Origin of the sequence: Asticcacaulis sp. (assembly GCF_027484505.1) — a bacterium.
Taxonomy (GTDB): Bacteria; Pseudomonadota; Alphaproteobacteria; order Caulobacterales; family Caulobacteraceae; genus Asticcacaulis.
Map to the genome: position 1 here is coordinate 1 of NZ_JAIXSV010000012.1, position 18,285 is coordinate 18,285.

General features: G+C 61.3%; 17 protein-coding genes and 1 pseudogene. 4 read left to right on the forward strand and 14 right to left on the reverse strand.

The features are described 5' to 3' along the window. The 5 genes from Q0072_RS00795 to Q0072_RS00815 form a co-directional block, all read right to left on the reverse strand. A partial coding sequence (locus Q0072_RS00795; RefSeq protein WP_298324334.1) for a bifunctional transcriptional activator/DNA repair enzyme AdaA occupies positions 1–470 on the reverse strand: 470 nt, incomplete at its 3' end. A 106-nt stretch (positions 471–576) separates the two neighbouring features. Then, entirely contained in the window at positions 577–981 is a 405-nt protein-coding gene (locus Q0072_RS00800) for a PTS sugar transporter subunit IIA (RefSeq protein WP_290799767.1), read from the reverse strand. Between the two features lie 155 nt (positions 982–1,136). Beyond that, positions 1,137–1,565 carry an HPr kinase/phosphorylase gene (locus Q0072_RS00805; RefSeq protein ID WP_298324340.1) on the reverse strand — a complete coding sequence of 143 codons (429 nt, stop codon included), beginning with the start codon at positions 1,563–1,565 and terminating at the stop codon, positions 1,137–1,139. A gap of 205 nt (positions 1,566–1,770) precedes the next feature. Then, positions 1,771–3,345, reverse strand: coding sequence for an ATP-binding protein (locus Q0072_RS00810; RefSeq protein ID WP_298324343.1), 1,575 nt, complete (start codon positions 3,343–3,345; stop codon positions 1,771–1,773). A gap of 59 nt (positions 3,346–3,404) precedes the next feature. Beyond that, entirely contained in the window at positions 3,405–4,115 is a 711-nt protein-coding gene (locus Q0072_RS00815) for a response regulator transcription factor (RefSeq protein ID WP_298324346.1), read from the reverse strand. A gap of 220 nt (positions 4,116–4,335) precedes the next feature. Here Q0072_RS00815 and Q0072_RS00820 point away from each other — a divergent pair, with 220 nt between their 5' ends. Next, the gene (locus Q0072_RS00820; RefSeq protein WP_298324349.1) at positions 4,336–6,045 is read left to right on the forward strand and encodes a hypothetical protein; all 1,710 of its coding nucleotides are present in this window, start codon (positions 4,336–4,338) and stop codon (positions 6,043–6,045) included. Positions 6,046–6,058: 13 nt separating this feature from the next. On the opposite strand, the gene Q0072_RS00825 is transcribed toward Q0072_RS00820, so the two are convergent. The 3 genes from Q0072_RS00825 to Q0072_RS00835 all read right to left on the reverse strand — a co-directional run bounded on the left by Q0072_RS00825 (position 6,059) and on the right by Q0072_RS00835 (position 10,140). Then, positions 6,059–7,741: a methyl-accepting chemotaxis protein gene (locus Q0072_RS00825; protein ID WP_298324352.1), complete on the reverse strand. Its 1,683-nt coding sequence runs from the start codon at positions 7,739–7,741 to the stop codon at positions 6,059–6,061. A gap of 175 nt (positions 7,742–7,916) precedes the next feature. Next, positions 7,917–9,599, reverse strand: a complete 1,683-nt coding sequence (locus tag Q0072_RS00830) for a methyl-accepting chemotaxis protein (RefSeq protein ID WP_298324354.1) — start codon at positions 9,597–9,599, stop codon at positions 7,917–7,919. Positions 9,600–9,741: 142 nt separating this feature from the next. Beyond that, the gene (locus Q0072_RS00835; RefSeq protein WP_298324357.1) at positions 9,742–10,140 is read right to left on the reverse strand and encodes a VOC family protein; all 399 of its coding nucleotides are present in this window, start codon (positions 10,138–10,140) and stop codon (positions 9,742–9,744) included. A 98-nt stretch (positions 10,141–10,238) separates the two neighbouring features. Here Q0072_RS00835 and Q0072_RS00840 point away from each other — a divergent pair, with 98 nt between their 5' ends. Further along, positions 10,239–11,900 (forward strand): M28 family peptidase, encoded by a 1,662-nt coding sequence (locus Q0072_RS00840; RefSeq protein WP_298324360.1) that lies wholly within the window; start codon positions 10,239–10,241, stop codon positions 11,898–11,900. A 435-nt stretch (positions 11,901–12,335) separates the two neighbouring features. Here Q0072_RS00840 and Q0072_RS00845 read toward each other — a convergent pair whose 3' ends face one another. Genes Q0072_RS00845 through polA form a run of 3 tightly spaced genes read right to left on the reverse strand, consistent with a single transcriptional unit; the run spans position 12,336 to position 15,841 of the window. After that, positions 12,336–12,659, reverse strand: a complete 324-nt coding sequence (locus tag Q0072_RS00845) for a BrnA antitoxin family protein (protein ID WP_298324363.1) — start codon at positions 12,657–12,659, stop codon at positions 12,336–12,338. Next, positions 12,625–12,948 (reverse strand): BrnT family toxin, encoded by a 324-nt coding sequence (locus tag Q0072_RS00850; RefSeq protein ID WP_298324365.1) that lies wholly within the window; start codon positions 12,946–12,948, stop codon positions 12,625–12,627. The genes Q0072_RS00845 and Q0072_RS00850 overlap by 35 nt, the downstream gene beginning before the upstream one ends. A 31-nt stretch (positions 12,949–12,979) precedes the next feature. Continuing rightward, positions 12,980–15,841, reverse strand: a complete 2,862-nt coding sequence (gene polA, locus Q0072_RS00855; protein WP_298324368.1) for a DNA polymerase I — start codon at positions 15,839–15,841, stop codon at positions 12,980–12,982. A gap of 149 nt (positions 15,842–15,990) precedes the next feature. Here polA and Q0072_RS00860 point away from each other — a divergent pair, with 149 nt between their 5' ends. Together Q0072_RS00860 and Q0072_RS00865 are read left to right on the forward strand one after the other, a co-directional pair. Beyond that, positions 15,991–16,272: a type II toxin-antitoxin system RelE/ParE family toxin gene (locus Q0072_RS00860; RefSeq protein ID WP_298324371.1), complete on the forward strand. Its 282-nt coding sequence runs from the start codon at positions 15,991–15,993 to the stop codon at positions 16,270–16,272. A gap of 30 nt (positions 16,273–16,302) precedes the next feature. Beyond that, on the forward strand, positions 16,303–16,602 hold the full coding sequence (locus Q0072_RS00865) for a HigA family addiction module antitoxin (protein WP_298324374.1): 300 nt from the start codon (positions 16,303–16,305) through the stop codon (positions 16,600–16,602). Between the two features lie 313 nt (positions 16,603–16,915). Here Q0072_RS00865 and Q0072_RS00870 read toward each other — a convergent pair whose 3' ends face one another. From Q0072_RS00870 to Q0072_RS00880, 3 genes and pseudogenes are all read right to left on the reverse strand, one after another. Further along, positions 16,916–17,284: a DUF559 domain-containing protein gene (locus tag Q0072_RS00870; RefSeq protein WP_298324379.1), complete on the reverse strand. Its 369-nt coding sequence runs from the start codon at positions 17,282–17,284 to the stop codon at positions 16,916–16,918. 186 nt (positions 17,285–17,470) lie between these two features. Continuing rightward, positions 17,471–17,839, reverse strand: coding sequence for a DUF559 domain-containing protein (locus Q0072_RS00875; protein WP_298324384.1), 369 nt, complete (start codon positions 17,837–17,839; stop codon positions 17,471–17,473). Between the two features lie 271 nt (positions 17,840–18,110). Further along, positions 18,111–18,285: pseudogene (locus tag Q0072_RS00880) on the reverse strand (lactoylglutathione lyase); the annotation flags it as partial.

The following is an 18,285-nucleotide window of genomic DNA, read 5'->3' on the forward strand; positions in this document are numbered from 1 at the left end:
TCGTAGATGGCCTCGGTGACGCTGCCGCTGGCCTTTAGCGCGGCGCGCATCCGGCCACTGCGATGGGCGCGGGCATAGGCCTTGGGCGTCAGGCCGGTGGCGGCCTTGAACACCCGGTGGAAATGAAAAGGGCTTAAACCGGCCCGCTGGGCCAGCGCCTCCAGTGTCGGTTCGACCTCGGCGCTTTCAATCTCACGGCAGGCTTCGGCAATCCTCTGCGCCTGAAGGGCGCGCTGACCGGCCTGATCGGGCTGGCAGCGCTTGCACGGGCGAAACCCCGTGGCCTCTGCCTCCGGGCCCGTGGCAAAAAAGCGCACATTCTCCGGCTTTGGCCGCCGCGACGGGCAGGTGCAGCGGCAATAGACGCCGGTCGTCTTCACGCCATAGACAAAGGTGCCGTCCTGCGTCGCATCGCGGGCGGTGAGGGCCCGCCAGCGCGGGTCTTCGGTCAGGGCAAAGGCAGCGGTCATGGATGGTTCCTCACTCACCGGATACCTCCATTCTGAACCTTTCGACCGCGGTGCGCGTCCCGCGGCTTGCGGTCAAATTCGGGCGGTCAAATTTGGGCGGTCACGCTCAGTTATCACCCGACAGGACGTAGGAGGCGACGGTGACGTATTTGCGCCCGGCCTCCTGGGCGTGTTGTACGCAATCCGGCAGGGCCTCCAGTTTGCGCAGCGTCGCCAGCTTGATCAGCATGGGCAGGTTGAGCCCGGCGATCACCTCGGCCTTGGTCTGCTCCATGACGGAGATGGCCAGATTCGACGGGGTGCCACCGAACATGTCGGTCAGCAGGATCACACCGTCGCCACTGTCGTTGGCAAACGTCGCCTTGAGGATGTCCTGACGGCGCTGAGCCACGTCGTCTTCGGGCCCGATACAGATGGCCGTCACCTGATCCTGCGGTCCCACAACGTGTTCCATGGCGGATACAAACTCTTCCGCCAGACCGCCGTGGGTCACGATCACCAGTCCGATCATATAGACGTCATCCCTACACGTGACCGCCCGTCGGGTCCCGGATTTCGGGTTGGGGCGCGGCACAAGAAGCTGATTATAGACCCAATTCACTGCACTGCAAAAAGGTCTTTCGATTTAGGACGAAAATGCGACGGTGCCAAGGCCGATCCGCGGGATCACGACAGAAGACGCAGCCGGGTGAGCAGTTTGGCCACAGTCGAAGCTTCCCTTGGGTTAAGCCTGAGGGTGGGCAGGTCGTGCCCCAGAACGGGGGTCAGCTCGGCTTCGGGCAGGCGCTCCGGGGGCGATAATTGACAGTGTACACAAAGACTTACGCGCGTCAGGGCGCGACGGGGCTGCGGCGTGATGCCGATGCCGCGCACCTCCAGGCGTCCGGCGATGGTGTCCGGGGCGCTGGCGAAAATGTGATCGCCGGACGCCCACAAGACGGAGTAGTCGTCGCTCACAAGCTGAAACCCGGCCTCCAGCGCGCGCAGGGCGAGATCACTCTTGCCGATGCCCGATGGCCCCATCAGCAGCACGCCCCGCCACTGGCCCCGGATGGGCACGGTCAGCGATGTGGCGTGGAGGATGATTCGGGACAAGGGTGGACTCCGTCTAATCATACCTCCCCAGTTTACTGGGGAGGGGGACCGCACGACGCTTGCGGAGCAAGCGAGATGCGGTGGTGGGGGTTCTTACTGAATATCAACACACTACGCAGGTGGACATATCGCAAGACACCCCACCCCCACGCCCTGACGGGCGCGATCCCCCTCCCCGCCGGAGGCAGGGAGGTATATAGATGTCTCACTGATACACGTTCGGCAGGGTGATGGTAAAGCGCGCGCCGGCGATGGTGTGGTCGTCATTCAAACGGTTCTCGGCCCAGATGCGGCCGCCCTGCGCCTCGATAATCTGACGCGAGATCGACAGGCCCAGACCCGAATTGCGTCCGAAGTCCGTGCCCTTGGGCCGTGAGGTATAGAAGCGCTGGAAGATGGTCTCCAGATTTTCCGCCGGGATGCCGGGACCGTCGTCCTCAATCACGATTTGCACGGGGCGTTTCGCGTCGGCGTCGGAATAGGCGACGCAGACGCGCACCGTACCGCCTTCGGGCGAGAAGGAGCGCGCATTGTCGATGACATTGCGGAAAACCTGCCCCAGCGGCCCTTCGCGGCCCATCACCTTCGACGCGGCCGGGGTCAGTTTACGCTCCAGACTGACCGCCGCGCCGTCTGGCATGTGCTGATAGAGGGAGACAATGTCTTCGAGCAGGGCCCCGACATCGACGGGTTTGGGCACATCACGCGCCAGTTCGGCATCGAGGCGTGAGGCGTTGGAAATATCGGTAATCAGGCGGTCGGCGCGCCGCACATCCTGCTGGATGACCGCCATCAGCCGTGCCTTGGCCGCCTCATCCTTGACCAGACTGAGGGTTTCCAGCGCGCTGCGGATCGAGGTCAGGGGGTTTTTGATCTCATGCGACACGTCGGCGGCGAAGCGGTCGATATCGTCCATGCGCTTTTGCAGCGCCTCGGTCATGGATTGCAGCGAACGCGCCAGAATCCCCACCTCATCGTGACGCGATTCCAGATCGGGCAGGGAGAAGGTGCGCGCCTTCTGCATTCGCACGGCATCGGCGGCGTCGGACAGGCGGTGGATGGGCCGGCTGACCAGCCAGTGCAGCAGCAGCGAGGAAAACAGGCTGACGCCGAGCGCCACCAGAATGAAGGGCAGCATGGCCCAGCGCTGCGCCGCGACGATAGTATCCACGTCGCCCGCCTCAATGGTCAGCACGCCCAGTATGGCCTTGACGCGCTTCAGCGGCACCGAGACGGAAACGACCTTTTCGCCCTTTTCATTATAGCGCACCGAGGCGACCGGCTCACCGCTCAGGGCCTGCTTGACCTCAGCCTCCAGCGCCTCACGCGCCTTTTCCTGACGCTGATTGCGCGCCTTGCGTCGCTCGGTATCGGGCAAGGTGTCCTCGACCGGCGGCAGGCTGCGCACATCGATCTGTTCGGAGACGGAATAGGAGTCGGTGAGGACGTGCCCCCTGGCATCAAACAGTCGGGCGCGCTGTTCTGCGGGGATGAAGCGCCCCAGCACCAGCACGGCGTATTGCGGCTCCAGATAGGGCTCAGGGTCACCGGCGGTGGCGACCTCGGCGATGATCTCACCCATCGTCTCCGCCTGCGCCATCAGCGACTCTTTGCGGTTGTCGATCAGGCCCTGACGGAATTCATTGAGCACCAGCGCGCCGGTGATCAGCACCAGCAAGCCGGCCAGATTGAGCAGCAGGATCAGCCGCCCCAGCCGCGCCCGGAAAAAACCTATGCGCGCAAAGGGCGGCAGGAGACGGCGGTGCGACGTTTCGGACATTATGTGTACCTCCCCAACAGAGCCGGGGAGGTATCAGGGCGGCGGGCAAACGGCATGGGTTACACTTCGCGGTAGCGATAGCCTACGCCATAGAGGGTTTCGATGGAGTCGAACTCCTGATCGACGATGCGGAATTTTTTACGCATCCGCTTGATGTGGCTGTCGATCGTGCGGTCATCGACATAGACCTGATCGTCATAAGCAGCGTCCATCAGGTTGTCGCGGCTTTTGACGAAGCCCGGACGCTGCGCCAGCGCGTGCAGCAGCAGGAATTCGGTGACGGTCAGGCGCACCGGCTTGCCGTCCCAGGTGCATTCGTGACGGGCGGCATCCATGACCAGCTTGCCACGCTTCAGCGACTTGGCGTTCAGCGCTTCCTGCGTTTCAGGCGGCTCGGACTGATCAACGACACCGGCGCGACGCAGCACGGCCTTGACGCGCTCCAGCAGCAGGCGCTGTGAGAAGGGCTTGTGCATATAGTCGTCGGCGCCGAGGTTGAAGCCAAGCACCTCGTCGATCTCATCGTCCTTTGAGGTGAGGATGATCACCGGCAGGTTGGAGTTCATGCGCAGGCGGCGCAGCACTTCCATGCCGTCCATACGCGGCATCTTGACGTCAAGGATGGCGAGATCAGGCGGGTCCTTTTCCAGTGCGGCCAGACCGGTCGCACCGTCGTGATAGGCCTGCACCGTATGTCCGCCGCTTTCCAGCGCCAGCGAAACGCTGGTGACAATGTTTTCGTCATCATCGACAAGGGTAATTCTGGCCATAAGCCCTCCGGTTGTCTTACCTGTGGCGCACCATATAACGCCGTTTACGCCAAAACACTCAATTATTGACCAAATATAGGCCGCTCCGGGGTGATAATCAGGCCCGGACGTCCCTTCAACGTTAATTTAACAGGATTCGTCCATATTTCGACGCGAATGGCAGGGTTTGTGACACGCGGGTCATAAAGAGCCAATTATTGACAAGACGCATCGGAGCGTTATGGCCGGTCAGATTCACTACGAAATCTTCTCGCGCAAGACGCCGCAATCGGGTTGGGTGTTGCAAAACGCGCTGGAAGACCGCGACGCCGCCATCGCGCAGGCGCGTGAGCTGCTGAACGCCCGTCGCGCCGCCGCCATCAAGGTCACAAAAGAAGTCTTTTCCGACGATACGGGTGAATTTCGCACCTATACCGTGCTGACCGAGGGCCTGCCGGAAACGCGCAGCAAGCCCAAGGTCGCCAGCAGTGCCGAGCCGGTGTGCACCTCGCCGCAGGACCTCTATAGCCGCCACGCCCGCGAAACCATTGCCCGCGTGCTCGAAGACTGGTTGCGCCGTCAGGGGGCGACCGTATTCGAACTGCTGCACAGCCCTGTCCTGTGTGAGCGGCTCGACGTTTCGACCAATGACCTGACCCACGCCATCCAGAAGGTCGCCATCCCCGAATCCGAGGAAACGGGGGCCTCGATCCACGAGATCATGCGCCGCTGGACCAACCTGACGGACAGGGCCATCAACCGCGTCATCGGCGATGGCCGCAAAAAGGTCTTTGGCGAGATCGACCTCACCGGCGATATTGCGGCTCAGGTCGCGCGTATCGGGCAATCGCCGGAGCGCGGCTATGCGTTTGGCGGCGCTGTGGCGAAGCTGATGGGCGCGGACCGCAGTGCCGGGCGCAAGCTGATCCCCCTGACGCGCATCGCCGCTGCCATCGTCAGCAAGCCGGAACTGAAATGGGCGCTGGACGTCATCGAAATGCCGTTGGTCGAACTCTATGCGCGCAAGGGCGGACTGGCCGAAATCCTGGGCAGCGACATCACTCTGGGCGAAGGTCTGGCCTTTCTGACCCATATGGTCAGCGGTGAGGCCATCGAACGCCTCAGCCAGGTCGATACGGGCATCAGTCGGGCCCTGCCGCCGCCGCCCGCGCACCTCGAAGAGTTTGCGCGCCTGATCCGTGACGGCCATTTCCGCGACCTGCGCCTTCAGGCCTTTCGCAATGTGCTAAGCGAGCTGCGCGGCGTAAAGCGGCTGATGCCGGACAATCCGGTGGGCGAAATCGACCTCCTGCGCGCCATGGCTCTGGCGCTCACGGCCGGCAGCCAGCAGCAGGTCGAGCGCGAAGACATTTCCGACGCCTTTATCGAACGCTCCAAAATGCTGGTGTCGAGCGCCTTTGTCGAAGGCCTGACGCGCGGTGCACCGCACTGCCTCGAAGAGATCGAACGCCTGTTGTGGCTGTGCGAGAACGTGGTCGGGGCGGCCAATAAAAAACAGGCGGCGCGCTGGCTTTTGTCGTCCCTGACGGCGCATCGTTTTGAAACGGACCTGCGTGATCCCAAACGCCCGGCGGCGCAGCGGCTTCAGTTGCTGGCCATGCTGCAACGGCGCATCACCAAGGCCAGCTTGAGCGAAAGCGATACCGAGGCCGCCCATACGCGTCTGGGGCAGATCGGCGTACAGATCGCCAGCGATGTGCAGTTGATCCCGCACATCCTCAAGGGATCGAAATCGCCGCTTCAGCGCATGGCAGCCCTGTTGGGGCTGGCGACGGGTCAGTCGGGGCCGCTGGGCGCGCTCAGCGAACTGGCCAAGGCTGAGATCATGAAGCAGTTGCGCGCCCCCGATGTGCGCGCCAGCCTGATGGAAGACCCGGCGGCGCTGGTCCGGCTCAAACCCCTGCTGGTGCAGGCCGGGCTGGCGGCATAGGCACCAGACCTGATCAGGCGGCACGGACCTGCGCCAGAAAGCCGTTGACCTGCGCCTGCAATTTCGCCGCCTGTTGCGCCAGTTCGGACGAGGCACTGAGCACCTGAGACGCGCCTGTGCCGGTTTCCTCGGCCATGCGGGCCACGCCGGTGATGTTTTGCGTCACTTCAATCGCGCCGGTGGACGCCTGAGTCACCGACAGCACGATCTCACTGGTCGCCGCGCCCTGCTGCTCTACCGCTGCGGCGATAGTGGCGGAGGACTCGTTGATGATGCGGATGGTCTGCGAGATGTTTTCGATGGCGCGCACCGCCTGTTCGGTGGTCGCCTGAATGCCCGCGATCTGCTGATTGATCTCAGTTGTCGCATGAGCGGTCTGGGTAGCGAGCGTTTTCACCTCAGCCGCCACCACAGCGAAGCCCTTACCGGCTTCACCGGCGCGCGCCGATTCGATGGTGGCGTTGAGCGCCAGCAGGTTGGTCTGAGACGCAATGCCGGAGATCATATCCACGATGCTGGTGATACGGGCCGCCGCCCCCGACAGTTCGTTGACGATGGCATAGGTCGCTTCGGCCTCGCCCACCGCTTCGCGGGCTTTGACAAGGGAATGCTGCACCTGTCGGCTGATCTCGGAGATCGAGGCCCCCAGTTCCTCGGCTGATCCCGCCACGGAGGTGACACTGCTGCCGGCCTGTTCGGCCGCGGCCGACACCGACTGCGCCTTTGCCGAGGATTCCTGCGCTGACGCCGATAATTGCGCTGCCGTCGCCTGCATCTCCGTCGCGGCGGAGGACACCATTTCGACCACGCCGCCAATAGCCCCTTCGAAATCCGCTGCCAGATCGCGCATGGCCTGCTTGCGCTGATGCTCGGCGTCTTCGCGCACCTTTGCCGCTTCGGCTTCGAGCGCGCGGTTGCGGATCAGGCCGTCGCGGAAGACTTCGACGGCCGCAGCCATCTGCCCGATTTCATTGCGTTCGCCCAGATGAGGCACCTTCACCCCGGTCTGACCTCCGGACAGGGTCTTCATCACGTCGGACATGCGCCCAATCGGCACCGAAACGGCGCGGATCATCAGGAAGCCGATAAGGGCCGCACACAGGGCCGTGACGCCCAGCGCCATCAGGATCAGCATACGCGCCGTCGCGCCCTGTTCCATACCGTGAGCGGCGGCCTTGTCGCCAGCCTCCACCTGATAGGCGCGGGCTTCCTGAATATATTTGCGCAGTTCCCGGGCCTGTGTGCGCATCTCCTGGGAGAAATAGGCCTGAGCCGTCACCATGTCACCGGTGTCAATCAACCCCGCATAGTGTTCGCTATTGGCCATATAGGTTTTCAGTTCTGTGCGGATTTTTTCGGCCTGCGCCTGCTCCTGAGGGCCGGTCAGGTGGCGTGTACTGTCTTCTATGGCTTGCGACAGCTGAGCCAATTCCTGATTAACACTTTCCCGAATTTCAGCCCGTTCTGACTCCGGGACCGTAGACAACTGGAGTTGACGAAAGCGGGCCAGTTCAAAACTCTGACCGGCTTCGCCAAGACCATGAGACGCCGGCAGCCAGTGGGTGGCAAGATCATTGAGGGACGCGTTGACGGTGGCCAGACGGTTGATGGCGAACAGACCCAGTCCCAGCGTGCAGGCAAGGACAACCGAAAAGGCAGCGATAATCCGTATCCGGACAGAAATATGTCTGAACATTCTTCCCCCTCTTGATAATTGCAGGCGCGCATCCGAACAATTCAGAGAGGAGTGTTATCTGAAAGTGTAAAAACAGGGTTAAAGGATTGTATATACGTTCCGCAAAACCTGAGGGGGAAATGCGGTGTGGGCTGAAAAGGGGGCAGGCCCTGATGGAACCCGCCCCATGACCGCTCTATGCCGCACGCACCTGCGCGAGGAAACCATTGACCTGCCCCCGCAGCGTCTCTGCCTGTTGCGCCAGTTCGGAGGAGGCATTCAGCACCTGAGACGCCCCCATACCGGTTTCTTCGGCCAGACGCGCCACGCCGGTGATGCTTTGCGTCACCTCGGTGGTGCCCATAGAGGCCTGATTGACCGCCTGCACAATCTCACTGGTCGCCGCGCCCTGCTGCTCGACCGCCGCGGCGATGGTTGCCGAGGACTCGTTGATGATGCGGATGGTTTGCGAGATGTTTTCGATGGCGCGCACCGCCTGTTCGGTGGTCGCCTGAATGCCCGCGATCTGCTGATTGATCTCGGTGGTAGCGCGGGCCGTCTGGGTGGCCAGCGTCTTCACTTCGGCGGCAACGACCGCGAAGCCTTTGCCCGCTTCACCGGCGCGTGCGGATTCGATGGTGGCGTTGAGCGCCAGCAGATTGGTCTGCGACGCGATGCCCGAAATCATGTCCACAATCCCGGTGATGCGGCCCGCCGCTTCCGACAACTCGTTGACGATGGCCGAGGTGGCTTCGGCCTCCGTCACCGCTTCGCGCGCCTTGGTGAGCGAATGCTGCACCTGACGGCTGATTTCCGAGACAGAGGCCCCCAGTTCCTCAGCCGAACCCGCCACCGAGGTCACGTTCGTCCCCGCTTCTTCGGCCGCCGCAGACACCGACTGCGCCTGAGCCGACGATTCCTGCGCCGATGCCGTCAGTTGCGCCGCCGTGGCCTGCATTTCCGTCGCCGCCGATGACACCATTTCGACCACGCCGCCAATGGCGCCTTCGAAGTCTGCCACCAGATCACGCATGGCCTGCTTGCGCTGATATTCGGAGTCTTGGCGGGCCTTGGCCGCTTCGGCTTCGAGCGCGCGGTTGCGGATCAGGCCGTCGCGGAAGACTTCGACAGAGGCGGCCATCTGGCCGATTTCGTTACGTTCCCCCAGATTGGGCACCTTCACATCCGCCTGACCGCCAGACAGGGCCTTCATCACGTCGGACATGCGCCCAATCGGCACAGAGACGCTGCGGATCATCAGGAAGCCGATAAGGGCAGCAAACACCGCCGTACCCGCCAGAGCGATCAGGATCAGCGTGGCCGCCGATTTGCCCGTGGCGATACCCTGAGCCGCGGCCTTGTTGCCTGCCTCGACCTGATAGGTGCGGTCGGCACGAATGGCGTCGCGCAGGGTGCGGGCCTGAGCCTGCATATCGTTCATAAAGAAGGTTTGTGCCGCCGCTATATCGCCCGCCGACACCAGATCCAGATAGCGCTGGCTGTTGGTGCGATAGCCTTCCATCGTGCCGTAGATCTTGTCGGCCAGCGCCTGCTCCTCGCTGTTGGCGATCATCGTCTTGTAGCTTTCGAGCGTCGCTTCGAGGTCCTTTGACGCCTTAGCGATATTTTCGATGATTTCGGGACGCTCGGCCTCAGCGACGATCAGCAGTTGCGACTGGCGCAGGCGCATCAGTTCAAAGGTTTGCGACGCGTCACCCAGGGTATTGGCCGTCGGCAGCCAGTTGGACCCCAGATCATCCACCGAGCGGTTGACGGCATGTAGCTGACTGACGCTGAACACCCCCAGGCCGACCGTAGCGAAGAGGATAAGGGTGAAGGCTGCGACGATACGCGCGCGAATAGTGATATTTTTGAACATTGAGCACACAAAAAATGCGGGGCGGTTACAGAGTATATGCTTCCCGCTTTTCCGTATTAATGCTGAATGGAAGGTTAACTATAGTATAAACGAGAGTTTTAAAACGAAACGTGCCGTTACGTTTTCTAAAATTTGAAATACATTACCCGCGAAAATTGAGTTCCAGGAGAACATTGTTAGGGTCCGCGACAAATATCTGTCGCAAAGAAATGCGCGCAATATCATTGGTAGCGTAGTAAAGCCCCATAACCTTAAGTTTATCCACGGTCTCCTCATAGCCATCACACTCGAAAGCGATATGATGAATGGCACCGGTCGGGTTGCCGGGCACCACCTCACGAGGGATGGTGTTGTCGGTGCCAAAACGGTTGAGATGGATCACGGCACGGTCGCCGGAGTCGTAAAGCCACATGCGGTCCGCCGGGTCGCGCTCAGGCGCGGTACGGGCCTCAAGGTTTAGCAGATCGGCATAGAAGGCAGTCGTGCCCGCCATATCGTGGGTTTGAATATTGAAGTGATCAAGGCGTTTTACAGTGGTCATGGGCTCAGCTTATCGGGCCATGGTCGGCGGGGCAAATGCCAATTGCGCATCGTCAGGGGTCCAGACTATAAAAGGCTTTTTGCCACAGAAGGCCGCTCATGAAACGCGTGATTTGTCTTGGGCTAATCGCCAGCTTCGCCGTTACGGGTGCTTCGGCACAGGTGTCCGGCGGCATAGACGGCGCGCGGATTTCGCAGGACGTAAAAGTGCTGGCGTCGGATGCCTTTGAAGGCCGCGCCCCCGGTACGGCGGGTGAAGCCGAAACCATCGGTTGGCTGAGCGAATGTTTCAAGGCGCTGGGCCTTGAGCCCGGTGGTGAAAACGGCACCTATCTTCAGACCGTGCCGCTGACCCATACGCGGCTGGCAACGCCTTCGCTCTTGAGCCTGCGCACAGCCGCGGGGACACAAGCGCTCACCCATGAACAGGACATCTATCTGGCCACGGCGCGCCCGGTCGAGCGTCTGTCGGTCAAGGACCTGCCCTTGGTCTTCGTTGGCTATGGCGTAAAGGCCCCGGAGCGTCAGCGCGACGATTTCAAAGGCGTGGACCTCAAAGGCAAGATCGCCGTCTTCCTGATCAATGATCCGGACTTCGAAGCCGCCGCCGATGAGCCGGTGGCCGGACGTTTCGGTGGCCGCGCCATGACCTGGTATGGGCGCTGGGTCTATAAGTATGAGATTGCCGCGCGTCTGGGGGCCGCCGGCGCCTTGATCATCCACGATACGCCGGGGGCCGGCTATGGCTGGAGCACGGTCACCGCCCCGCATTCCGAAGTCTTCGACGTGGTGCGCCAACCCGATGCGCTTCAGGCCGTGCCGTTTCAGGGCTGGCTGAGCGGGACGGCGGCCGACGACCTGTTCCGCAAGGCGGGGCTGGACCTCAAGGCCTTGCGCATGGCGGCGCGGCAGGATGATTTCAAGCCGGTCGCCATCGGGGATGCGCGCCTGTCGATCGAGGCCGCGGTCCAGAGCGATCAGGTGCAGAGCCATAACGTCATCGCCCGCCTGCCCGGCAAAACCCGTCCGGCCGAGTCGATCATGTACGGTGCGCACTGGGACGCCTATGGCATAGGGCCAGCGGACGCGCAGGGCCGCACCATCCGCCCCGGTGCCAATGATGACGGGTTGGGGACCGCCGCCGTGCTGGAAATCGCGCGTCACTTTGTGCAGGGGCCGAAGCCCGACCGCAGCGTCGTGTTTGCCCTGTGGACCGCCGAAGAACGCGGGCTTCTGGGCTCAGAAACCTATGCCAGTCGCCCGACCTATCCGCTGGAAACCACGGTGGCCAATATCACGCTGGACGTGCTGCAAACGGCGGGCAAGGCGAAGGATATGGTGCTGATCGGCATGGGTCAGAACGACCTTGAGGACCGTCTGGCGACGCTGGCGGCGACACAGGGGCGCACCCTGACGCCCGATTCCGCCCCCGAACGCGGCCTGTTTTACCGCGCCGATCACTTTTCGGTGGCCAAACGCGGCGTGCCCACCCTGCTGATCATGGGGCTGGGCGGCGGGGCCGATCTGGTCGAAGGCGGTCGCGCCGCCGGAGAGCGCTGGGTCGCCGACTATACGGCCAACTGCTATCACAAGACCTGCGACGCCTGGAGCGCCGACTGGGACCTCAGCGGCGCGGTCGAAGATATCGACCTCGCCTACCGGCTGGGGCGTGATCTGGCCCATAGCCGCGACTGGCCGCAATGGAAGGCCGGTTCGGAATTCCGCCCCGTGCGCGACAAGAGCGCCGGGGTGCGGAAGTAGGGTGGGCTGTAGTGACAATTTAGAGCGGTATGATTTTAGGTGGAAACAGCATAGCGCGATAGCGCCTCCCCTGATTTCAGGGGAGGGTGGCGCGCAGCGCCGGGTGGGGTTAAAGCAGCGGTATTTAACCCCACCGTCTTTTGTCGCTTCGCTCCAAAATCCACCTCCCCTGAAATCAGGGGAGGCGCTTGAATGACGATTCCATTAAAAGTCATACCGATTTAACGTTTTCGATCTTCCTCCTCCCCATATCATGGGGAGGTGCCGAGTTTACGAGGCGGAGGGGTATTTTTACGCGGGGTTATACCCCTCCGTCAGCGTCGCTTCGCTCGCTGCCCATCGCTTGCGAAAGCTATACTTTCGTTACGCTATACCCCACGCTGAAGCGTAGGGAGGAGAAAATAGCCGCGTTAAATCTCAAATCGTCACCTCAGCCTACCGCCGTTTCAGATCGGCCAGCATTTCCTTGCGGAGAATGGCATTCAGACGGGTCTGATAGCCCCTGCCGGACGCTTTCAGCCAGTCGAGCACATCGGCATCAATGCGAACCGTCGCCTGTTGTTTGACGGGCTTGTAAAAGCGTCCGCGCACAGCGTTTTTGAAAAAGTCGTCAGTCAGCGGCGGGATGTCGCTATAGTCGATGTCACTGTCCGGGCACTCGGACAGGGCTTTGAGTTCAGCCCTTTGTTCATTCGTCAGCGGCGGGGGATTCTCGATATCCAGTTCATATCTGACGACCTTGGAAACGGTTGATTTCATATTCCTGTTTTTCATGCTTTTCGGCGCGTCGCGCAGAGATGATGCGGATAACTTCGATGAATTCGCCATGATCATCTTCTTCCCAGGTCGTATGGGCTACCAGCAACACCATATGGTCATCGACAAGACCGATTGTTTGCCAACGCTCTTCGTAATCTGTGATGCGGTCCAGTTTTGTAAGAACGTCCGGATCAAGGAAAACGCGGGTCGCCAAGGCAAAGCTGATCCCGTGCTTGCGCTTATTGGATTGAGCCTTGGCATCGTCCCATTCAAAGCGTAGCTTGGTCATATTGTAACTACAAAATTGTAACTACGCAATATCAGTGCGCCTCGTCCCAGTTGTCCGCCGCCTTGGCCTCGACCTCCAGCGGCACGGAGATGTCGAGCGCCGGGAGGGCTGCGTGTTTCATCGCGTGGATAATCACCGCTTTGGCGGCTTCGACCTCGGCTTCGGGGGCTTCGAAGATCAGTTCGTCGTGCACCTGAAGCAGCATGGTGGTGGTCAGGCCCGCCGCTTCCAGCGCGCCCGGCATACGGATCATGGCGCGGCGGATGATGTCGGCGGCGGTGCCCTGAATGGGTGCATTGATCGCCGCGCGTTCGGCAAAGGCGCGCTGACCCGCTGACTTGGCGTGGATGTCGGGGATGTGGATACGCCGGCCGAAGATGGTTTCGACATAGCCCGTCGCCTTCACCTGCTCTTTGGCGGCATCCATATAGGCCTTGATGCCGGGGAAGCGCTCGAAATAGGTCTTGATGTAGCGACCGGCCTCCTGATTGTCGATGCCGAGTTGGTTGCCCAGACCAAAGGCCGAAATGCCGTAGATGATGCCGAAATTGATGGCCTTGGCGCGGCGGCGCACCTCGGACGGCATGCCTTCGACGGGCACGCCAAACATTTCCGATGCCGTCAGGGCATGGATGTCGATGCCGTCCTGAAACGCCTTCTTGAGTTGGCCGATATCGCCGATATGGGCCAGCAGGCGCAGTTCGATCTGCGAATAATCGGCCGAGATCAGCTTGTGGCCCGGACGCGCCACAAAGGCGGTGCGGATCTTGCGCCCTTCCAGCGTGCGGATGGGGATGTTTTGCAGATTGGGCTCGTTGGACGACAGGCGGCCCGTCGTGGTCGAAGCCAGTTGGTAGGAGGTATGGATGCGGTGGGTCTTCGGGTCGGCATATTCGACCAGCGCATCCGTATAGGTGCCTTTCAGCTTGGCCATCTGACGGTAATCGAGCAGCAGGCGCGCCAGACGCTGACCCTGATCGTGTGTGCCCTTTTCGGCGATCTCTTCCAGCACCTTGACGTCGGTGGCCCACTGCCCCGTCGCGGTCTTCTTGCCGCCGGGCAGGGCCATTTCATCGAAGAAGATGGCCCCCAGTTGCTGTGGCGAATTGAGGTTGAACGGATGGCCGGCCACGCTGTGCGCTTCGGCTTCGATCTCGCCCATGCGCACGCCAAAATCCTGCGACAACAGACGCAGCACCTGCGGGTCGATGCGCACCCCCGCCAGTTCCATATCCGACAGGACGGTCGGCATGGCGCGCTCCAGTGTCTCATAGACGGTCAGAAGCCGCTTTTGCGCCAGTTGCGGTTTCAGCACGTGCCATAGGCGCAGCGTGATATCGGCGTCTTCGGCGGCGTATTCGGTGGCGGGTTTCAGATCGACAAATTTGAACGATTTGGCGCTCTTGCCCGTGCCGGCCACCTGCTTGAACGGGATGGGCGTGTGGCCCAGATGCAGCTCCGACAGCTCATCCATGCCGTGCCCGTGCAGGCCGCCTTCGAGCACGTAGGAGATCAGCATGGTGTCGTCATAGGGCGCGACACGGATGCCATAGCGCGCAAAGACCGACAGGTCGTATTTGATATTCTGCCCCACCTTGAGAACGGTCGGGTCTTCGAGTAACGGCTTCAGTTCGGCCAGCGCGTCGTCCAGAGGAATCTGCTTCAATTCATCGCCGGACAGGGCCAGACCGCCGTCGTCCGACTGATGCGCCAGCGGGATATAGACGCCCGATCCCGGCGCGCAGCTTAGAGAAACGCCCACCAGACCCGACGCCGTAGCCGACAAAGAATCCGTTTCCGTATCGACGGCAAACACGCCCGCCGCGCGGCATTGCGCCAGATAGGCCCTTAACGCCGCGATGTCCTGAACACACTGATAGGCGCCGTAATCGACCGGCGTCAGCAGCGCTTCGGGCGTGGCCGGACGTGGGGCGCTGACCTGAGCCGTGGTGCCGAACAGGGGCTTTGACACGGGGGCCGTGAGGTCGCGCGGGGCGGCCTGCGCCGTTTCGAGCGTCGCCAGAGACCCGCCGACGCGACGCGCCAGAGAGGTGAACTCCATCTCGGCCAGAAACGCCCCCAGCTCGGCGGCGTTGGGGTCTTTCAGCGCAAACTCTTCGATGGGGCACGGCGGCGTCACATCGCAGCGCAGGCGCACCAGCTCACGCGACATCAGGATCTGATCGCGGAAGTCGGTCAGGGCCTCGCGGCGCTTGGGCTGTTTGATCTCATGCGCGCGCTCAAGCAAGGCATCGAGCGAGCCGTATTCGAGGATGAGCTGGGCGGCAGTTTTGATGCCGATGCCGGGTGCGCCGGGGACGTTATCGGTGGAATCGCCGATCAGGGCCTGCGCATCGACGACCAGTTCCGGCGGCACACCGAACTTTTCGATCACCTGTTCGCGCCCGACATGCGTGCCCTTGACCGGGTCGAGCATGGAGACGTGGTCGTTGACCAGTTGCATCAGGTCCTTGTCGGACGAAATGATGGTGACTTCAAAGCCCTGCTCCACGGCCAGACGGGCATAGGTGCAGATCAGGTCGTCGGCTTCAAAGCCCAGAAGCTCGACATTGTGGATGCCAAAGGCCCTGGTCGCCTGCCGGATCAGGGGGAATTGCGGGATCAGGTCTTCGGGGGGCGGCGGACGGTGCGCCTTATACTGATCGTAGAGGTCGTTGCGGAAGGTGTGCGCCCCGGCGTCGAAAATCACCGCCAGATGCGACGGCGCGTCGTCACCGCGGTTCTCTTTGATGAGCTTATACAACATGTTGCAAAAGCCCGACACGGCCCCAACCGGCAGGCCATCGGACTTGCGCGTCAGCGGCGGCAGGCCGTGATAGGCGCGGAAGATATAGCCGGAACCGTCGATCAGGACGAGGCGTTTGGGGGACATGAGGGCTCACTTCAAGAAGGGTGTGCAGGCTTCATAAAGCCATCCGCGCACGATGCCAATTCAAACCGTCAAATTGCGACAGCAGGCCACTGTTGCGCGCCGCACAACAATAGAATTGCTCTCATATGCGTTGTGTGATAAACAACACCATGATTGAAAGCTTCGCCAATCGTCAGACGCAGCAATTGTTTGAGGGCGTCGCCGTCAAGCGCATGGATGCCGGATTGCAGAAGCAGGCGCTTCGACGGCTGATCTATCTTCACGCCGCCATAAGCCTTGAGGATCTGCGCGTTCCGCCTTCAAACCGACTGGAGGCCCTGCAAGGTGACCGCAAGGGCTTTTATTCGATCCGGGTCAACGACCAATGGCGCATTGTCTTCAAATGGCAGGACGGCAAGGCCTATGAGGTCGAGTTCTTGGATTATCACTGATTGGCAGGAAGCCTCTGGGAAGCAAAGAAAATGACGGACTATATCGACATCGACCCGCCGGGCGTCCTGCTCAAGGAAGACTTTCTGGACGATCTGGGCATCCGCCCCGGCACGCTGGCGGCGGCCATAAAGGTGGACCGCGCGGCCATCAAAGCCATTATCGAAGGCCGCCGCGCCATCACGGCGGAAATGGCGCTGCGTCTGGGGTTATTCCTCGGCACCAGCCCGGAGTTCTGGCTGAACCTGCAAAAGGACTATGATCTGCGTAAGGCCAAGCGCGAACGTCTCGACGAGTTGAAAGCCCAGATCGAACCGCTCAGGGTCGCGTGATCACCAGCTCCCCGTATTGGGCATACTGGTCCTAGTGGAATGAATTTGACATTTGATACCCAGTTGCCGCGACCATTGTAATTAAATGTCAAATTTGAAAATTCCACTAGAATCATAAAGTTGCTAGTGGTCTTAAAGATTTTGACATTTGCCCTCGAGCGTGCGGCAAGCGGTAGCAAATGTCAAAATCAGACCACTAGGCGTCTCCGGCCCGTGGTAGCCTGTAAGCCCCAATTACACCTCCCCGCTGGCGGGGAGCCGGGCGGCCGGTGCCGGTGGCATTTGGCGCAAGCCAAATGACGGGTGGGGTGGTTCACGACCTGTTCAGCCGCGCCAAAGCCTTCAGCCGCACCCCATCCGCCACCGCGTCCGGATCGGCAAACACGTCTGCGGCGGCAATGCGATAGACTTCCAGACCTTGCGCTTCGACAAAACGGTCCCGCTCAGCATCCCGTTGCGGACGATCGGCAAGACTGTGGTGCGCCCCATCGACCTCGATGCAGAGGCGCGCGGCCTTGCAATAAAAATCAAGAATATAAGACCCTAACGGGTGCTGTCGCCGAAAGACCAGACCGTCATCAAGGCGATGTTTCAGGCGCTCCCACAGCAGCCATTCGGACATAGTCAGGGATTTGCGGAACCGGCGCGCCTTGGCGATTTGCTTTGGATCTGTGGCTGACAAGGTGACACCCCACCACCATTTGCTGCGCAAATGGTCCCCCTCCCCGCACGTTGTGCAGGGAGGTGTAAGAGTATCAGAGCTTCATGACTTTTTCAAACTCACCCACAGATAGGCGCCCCCCCCTTACACCTCCCCGCTGGCGGGGAGGGTGGCATTTGGCGCAAGCCAAATGACGGGTGGGGTGGTTCACGACCTGTTCAGCCGCGCCAAAGCCTTCAGCCTGATCCCATCGGCCACCGCGTCCGGATCGGCGAAGACGTCGGCGGCGGCAATGCGATAGACTTCCAAGCCTTGCGTTTCGACAAAACGGTCCCGCTCAGCATCCCGTTGCGGACGATCGGCAAGGCTGTGGTGCGCCCCATCGACCTCGATGCAGAGGCGCGCGGCCTTGCAATAAAAATCAAGAATATAAGACCCTAACGGGTGCTGTCGCCGAAAGGCCAGACCGTCGTTAAGACGCTGTTTGAGGCGTTCCCATAGCAGCCATTCCGGCAGGGTCAGGGCCTTGCGGAACCGACGCGCTCTGGCGATTTGCTTTGGATCTGTGGCTGACAAAGTAGCACCCCACCACCATTTGCTGCGCAAATAGTCCCCCTCCCCGCACTTCGTGCAGGGAGGTGTAAGATTATCAAAGCGTCATGACTTTTTCAAACTCACCCACAGATAGGCGGCTTCTCTCCTTACACCTCCCCGCTGGCGGGGAGCCGGGCGGCCGGTGCCGGTGGCATTTGGCGCAAGCCAAATGACGGGTGGGGTGGCCAGTCGAAACAATCAAAAAGCCGCCCGGAATTTCGAACGGCTCTTTGGTGTTTTCGTGGCTAAACGCCTACCAGCTCCCCGTATTGGGCATACTGGCCCACGGTTCCTGCGGCGCTTTGGGGGCCCCCTTTTGCAGCAGTTCGATGCTGATGCCGTCCGGAGAGCGCACAAAGGCCATATTGCCATCGCGCGGTGGGCGGTTGATCACCACGCCCATATCCATCAGATGCTGACAGGCGGCA

What these genes read in the sequence shown, in the direction of transcription:
- Q0072_RS00820 (WP_298324349.1), top strand. Translation starts at nt 4,336, where the DNA reads ATGGCCGGTCAGATTCACTACGAAATCTTCTCGCGCAAGACGCCGCAA.
- Q0072_RS00830 (WP_298324354.1), bottom strand. Translation starts at nt 9,599, where the DNA reads ATGTTCAAAAATATCACTATTCGCGCGCGTATCGTCGCAGCCTTCACC.
- Q0072_RS00815 (WP_298324346.1), bottom strand. Translation starts at nt 4,115, where the DNA reads ATGGCCAGAATTACCCTTGTCGATGATGACGAAAACATTGTCACCAGC.
- Q0072_RS00850 (WP_298324365.1), bottom strand. Translation starts at nt 12,948, where the DNA reads ATGACCAAGCTACGCTTTGAATGGGACGATGCCAAGGCTCAATCCAAT.
- Q0072_RS00865 (WP_298324374.1), top strand. Translation starts at nt 16,303, where the DNA reads ATGACGGACTATATCGACATCGACCCGCCGGGCGTCCTGCTCAAGGAA.
- Q0072_RS00825 (WP_298324352.1), bottom strand. Translation starts at nt 7,741, where the DNA reads ATGTTCAGACATATTTCTGTCCGGATACGGATTATCGCTGCCTTTTCG.
- polA (WP_298324368.1), bottom strand. Translation starts at nt 15,841, where the DNA reads ATGTCCCCCAAACGCCTCGTCCTGATCGACGGTTCCGGCTATATCTTC.
- Q0072_RS00845 (WP_298324363.1), bottom strand. Translation starts at nt 12,659, where the DNA reads ATGAAATCAACCGTTTCCAAGGTCGTCAGATATGAACTGGATATCGAG.
- Q0072_RS00840 (WP_298324360.1), top strand. Translation starts at nt 10,239, where the DNA reads ATGAAACGCGTGATTTGTCTTGGGCTAATCGCCAGCTTCGCCGTTACG.
- Q0072_RS00835 (WP_298324357.1), bottom strand. Translation starts at nt 10,140, where the DNA reads ATGACCACTGTAAAACGCCTTGATCACTTCAATATTCAAACCCACGAT.
- Q0072_RS00810 (WP_298324343.1), bottom strand. Translation starts at nt 3,345, where the DNA reads ATGTCCGAAACGTCGCACCGCCGTCTCCTGCCGCCCTTTGCGCGCATA.
- Q0072_RS00800 (WP_290799767.1), bottom strand. Translation starts at nt 981, where the DNA reads ATGATCGGACTGGTGATCGTGACCCACGGCGGTCTGGCGGAAGAGTTT.
- Q0072_RS00860 (WP_298324371.1), top strand. Translation starts at nt 15,991, where the DNA reads ATGATTGAAAGCTTCGCCAATCGTCAGACGCAGCAATTGTTTGAGGGC.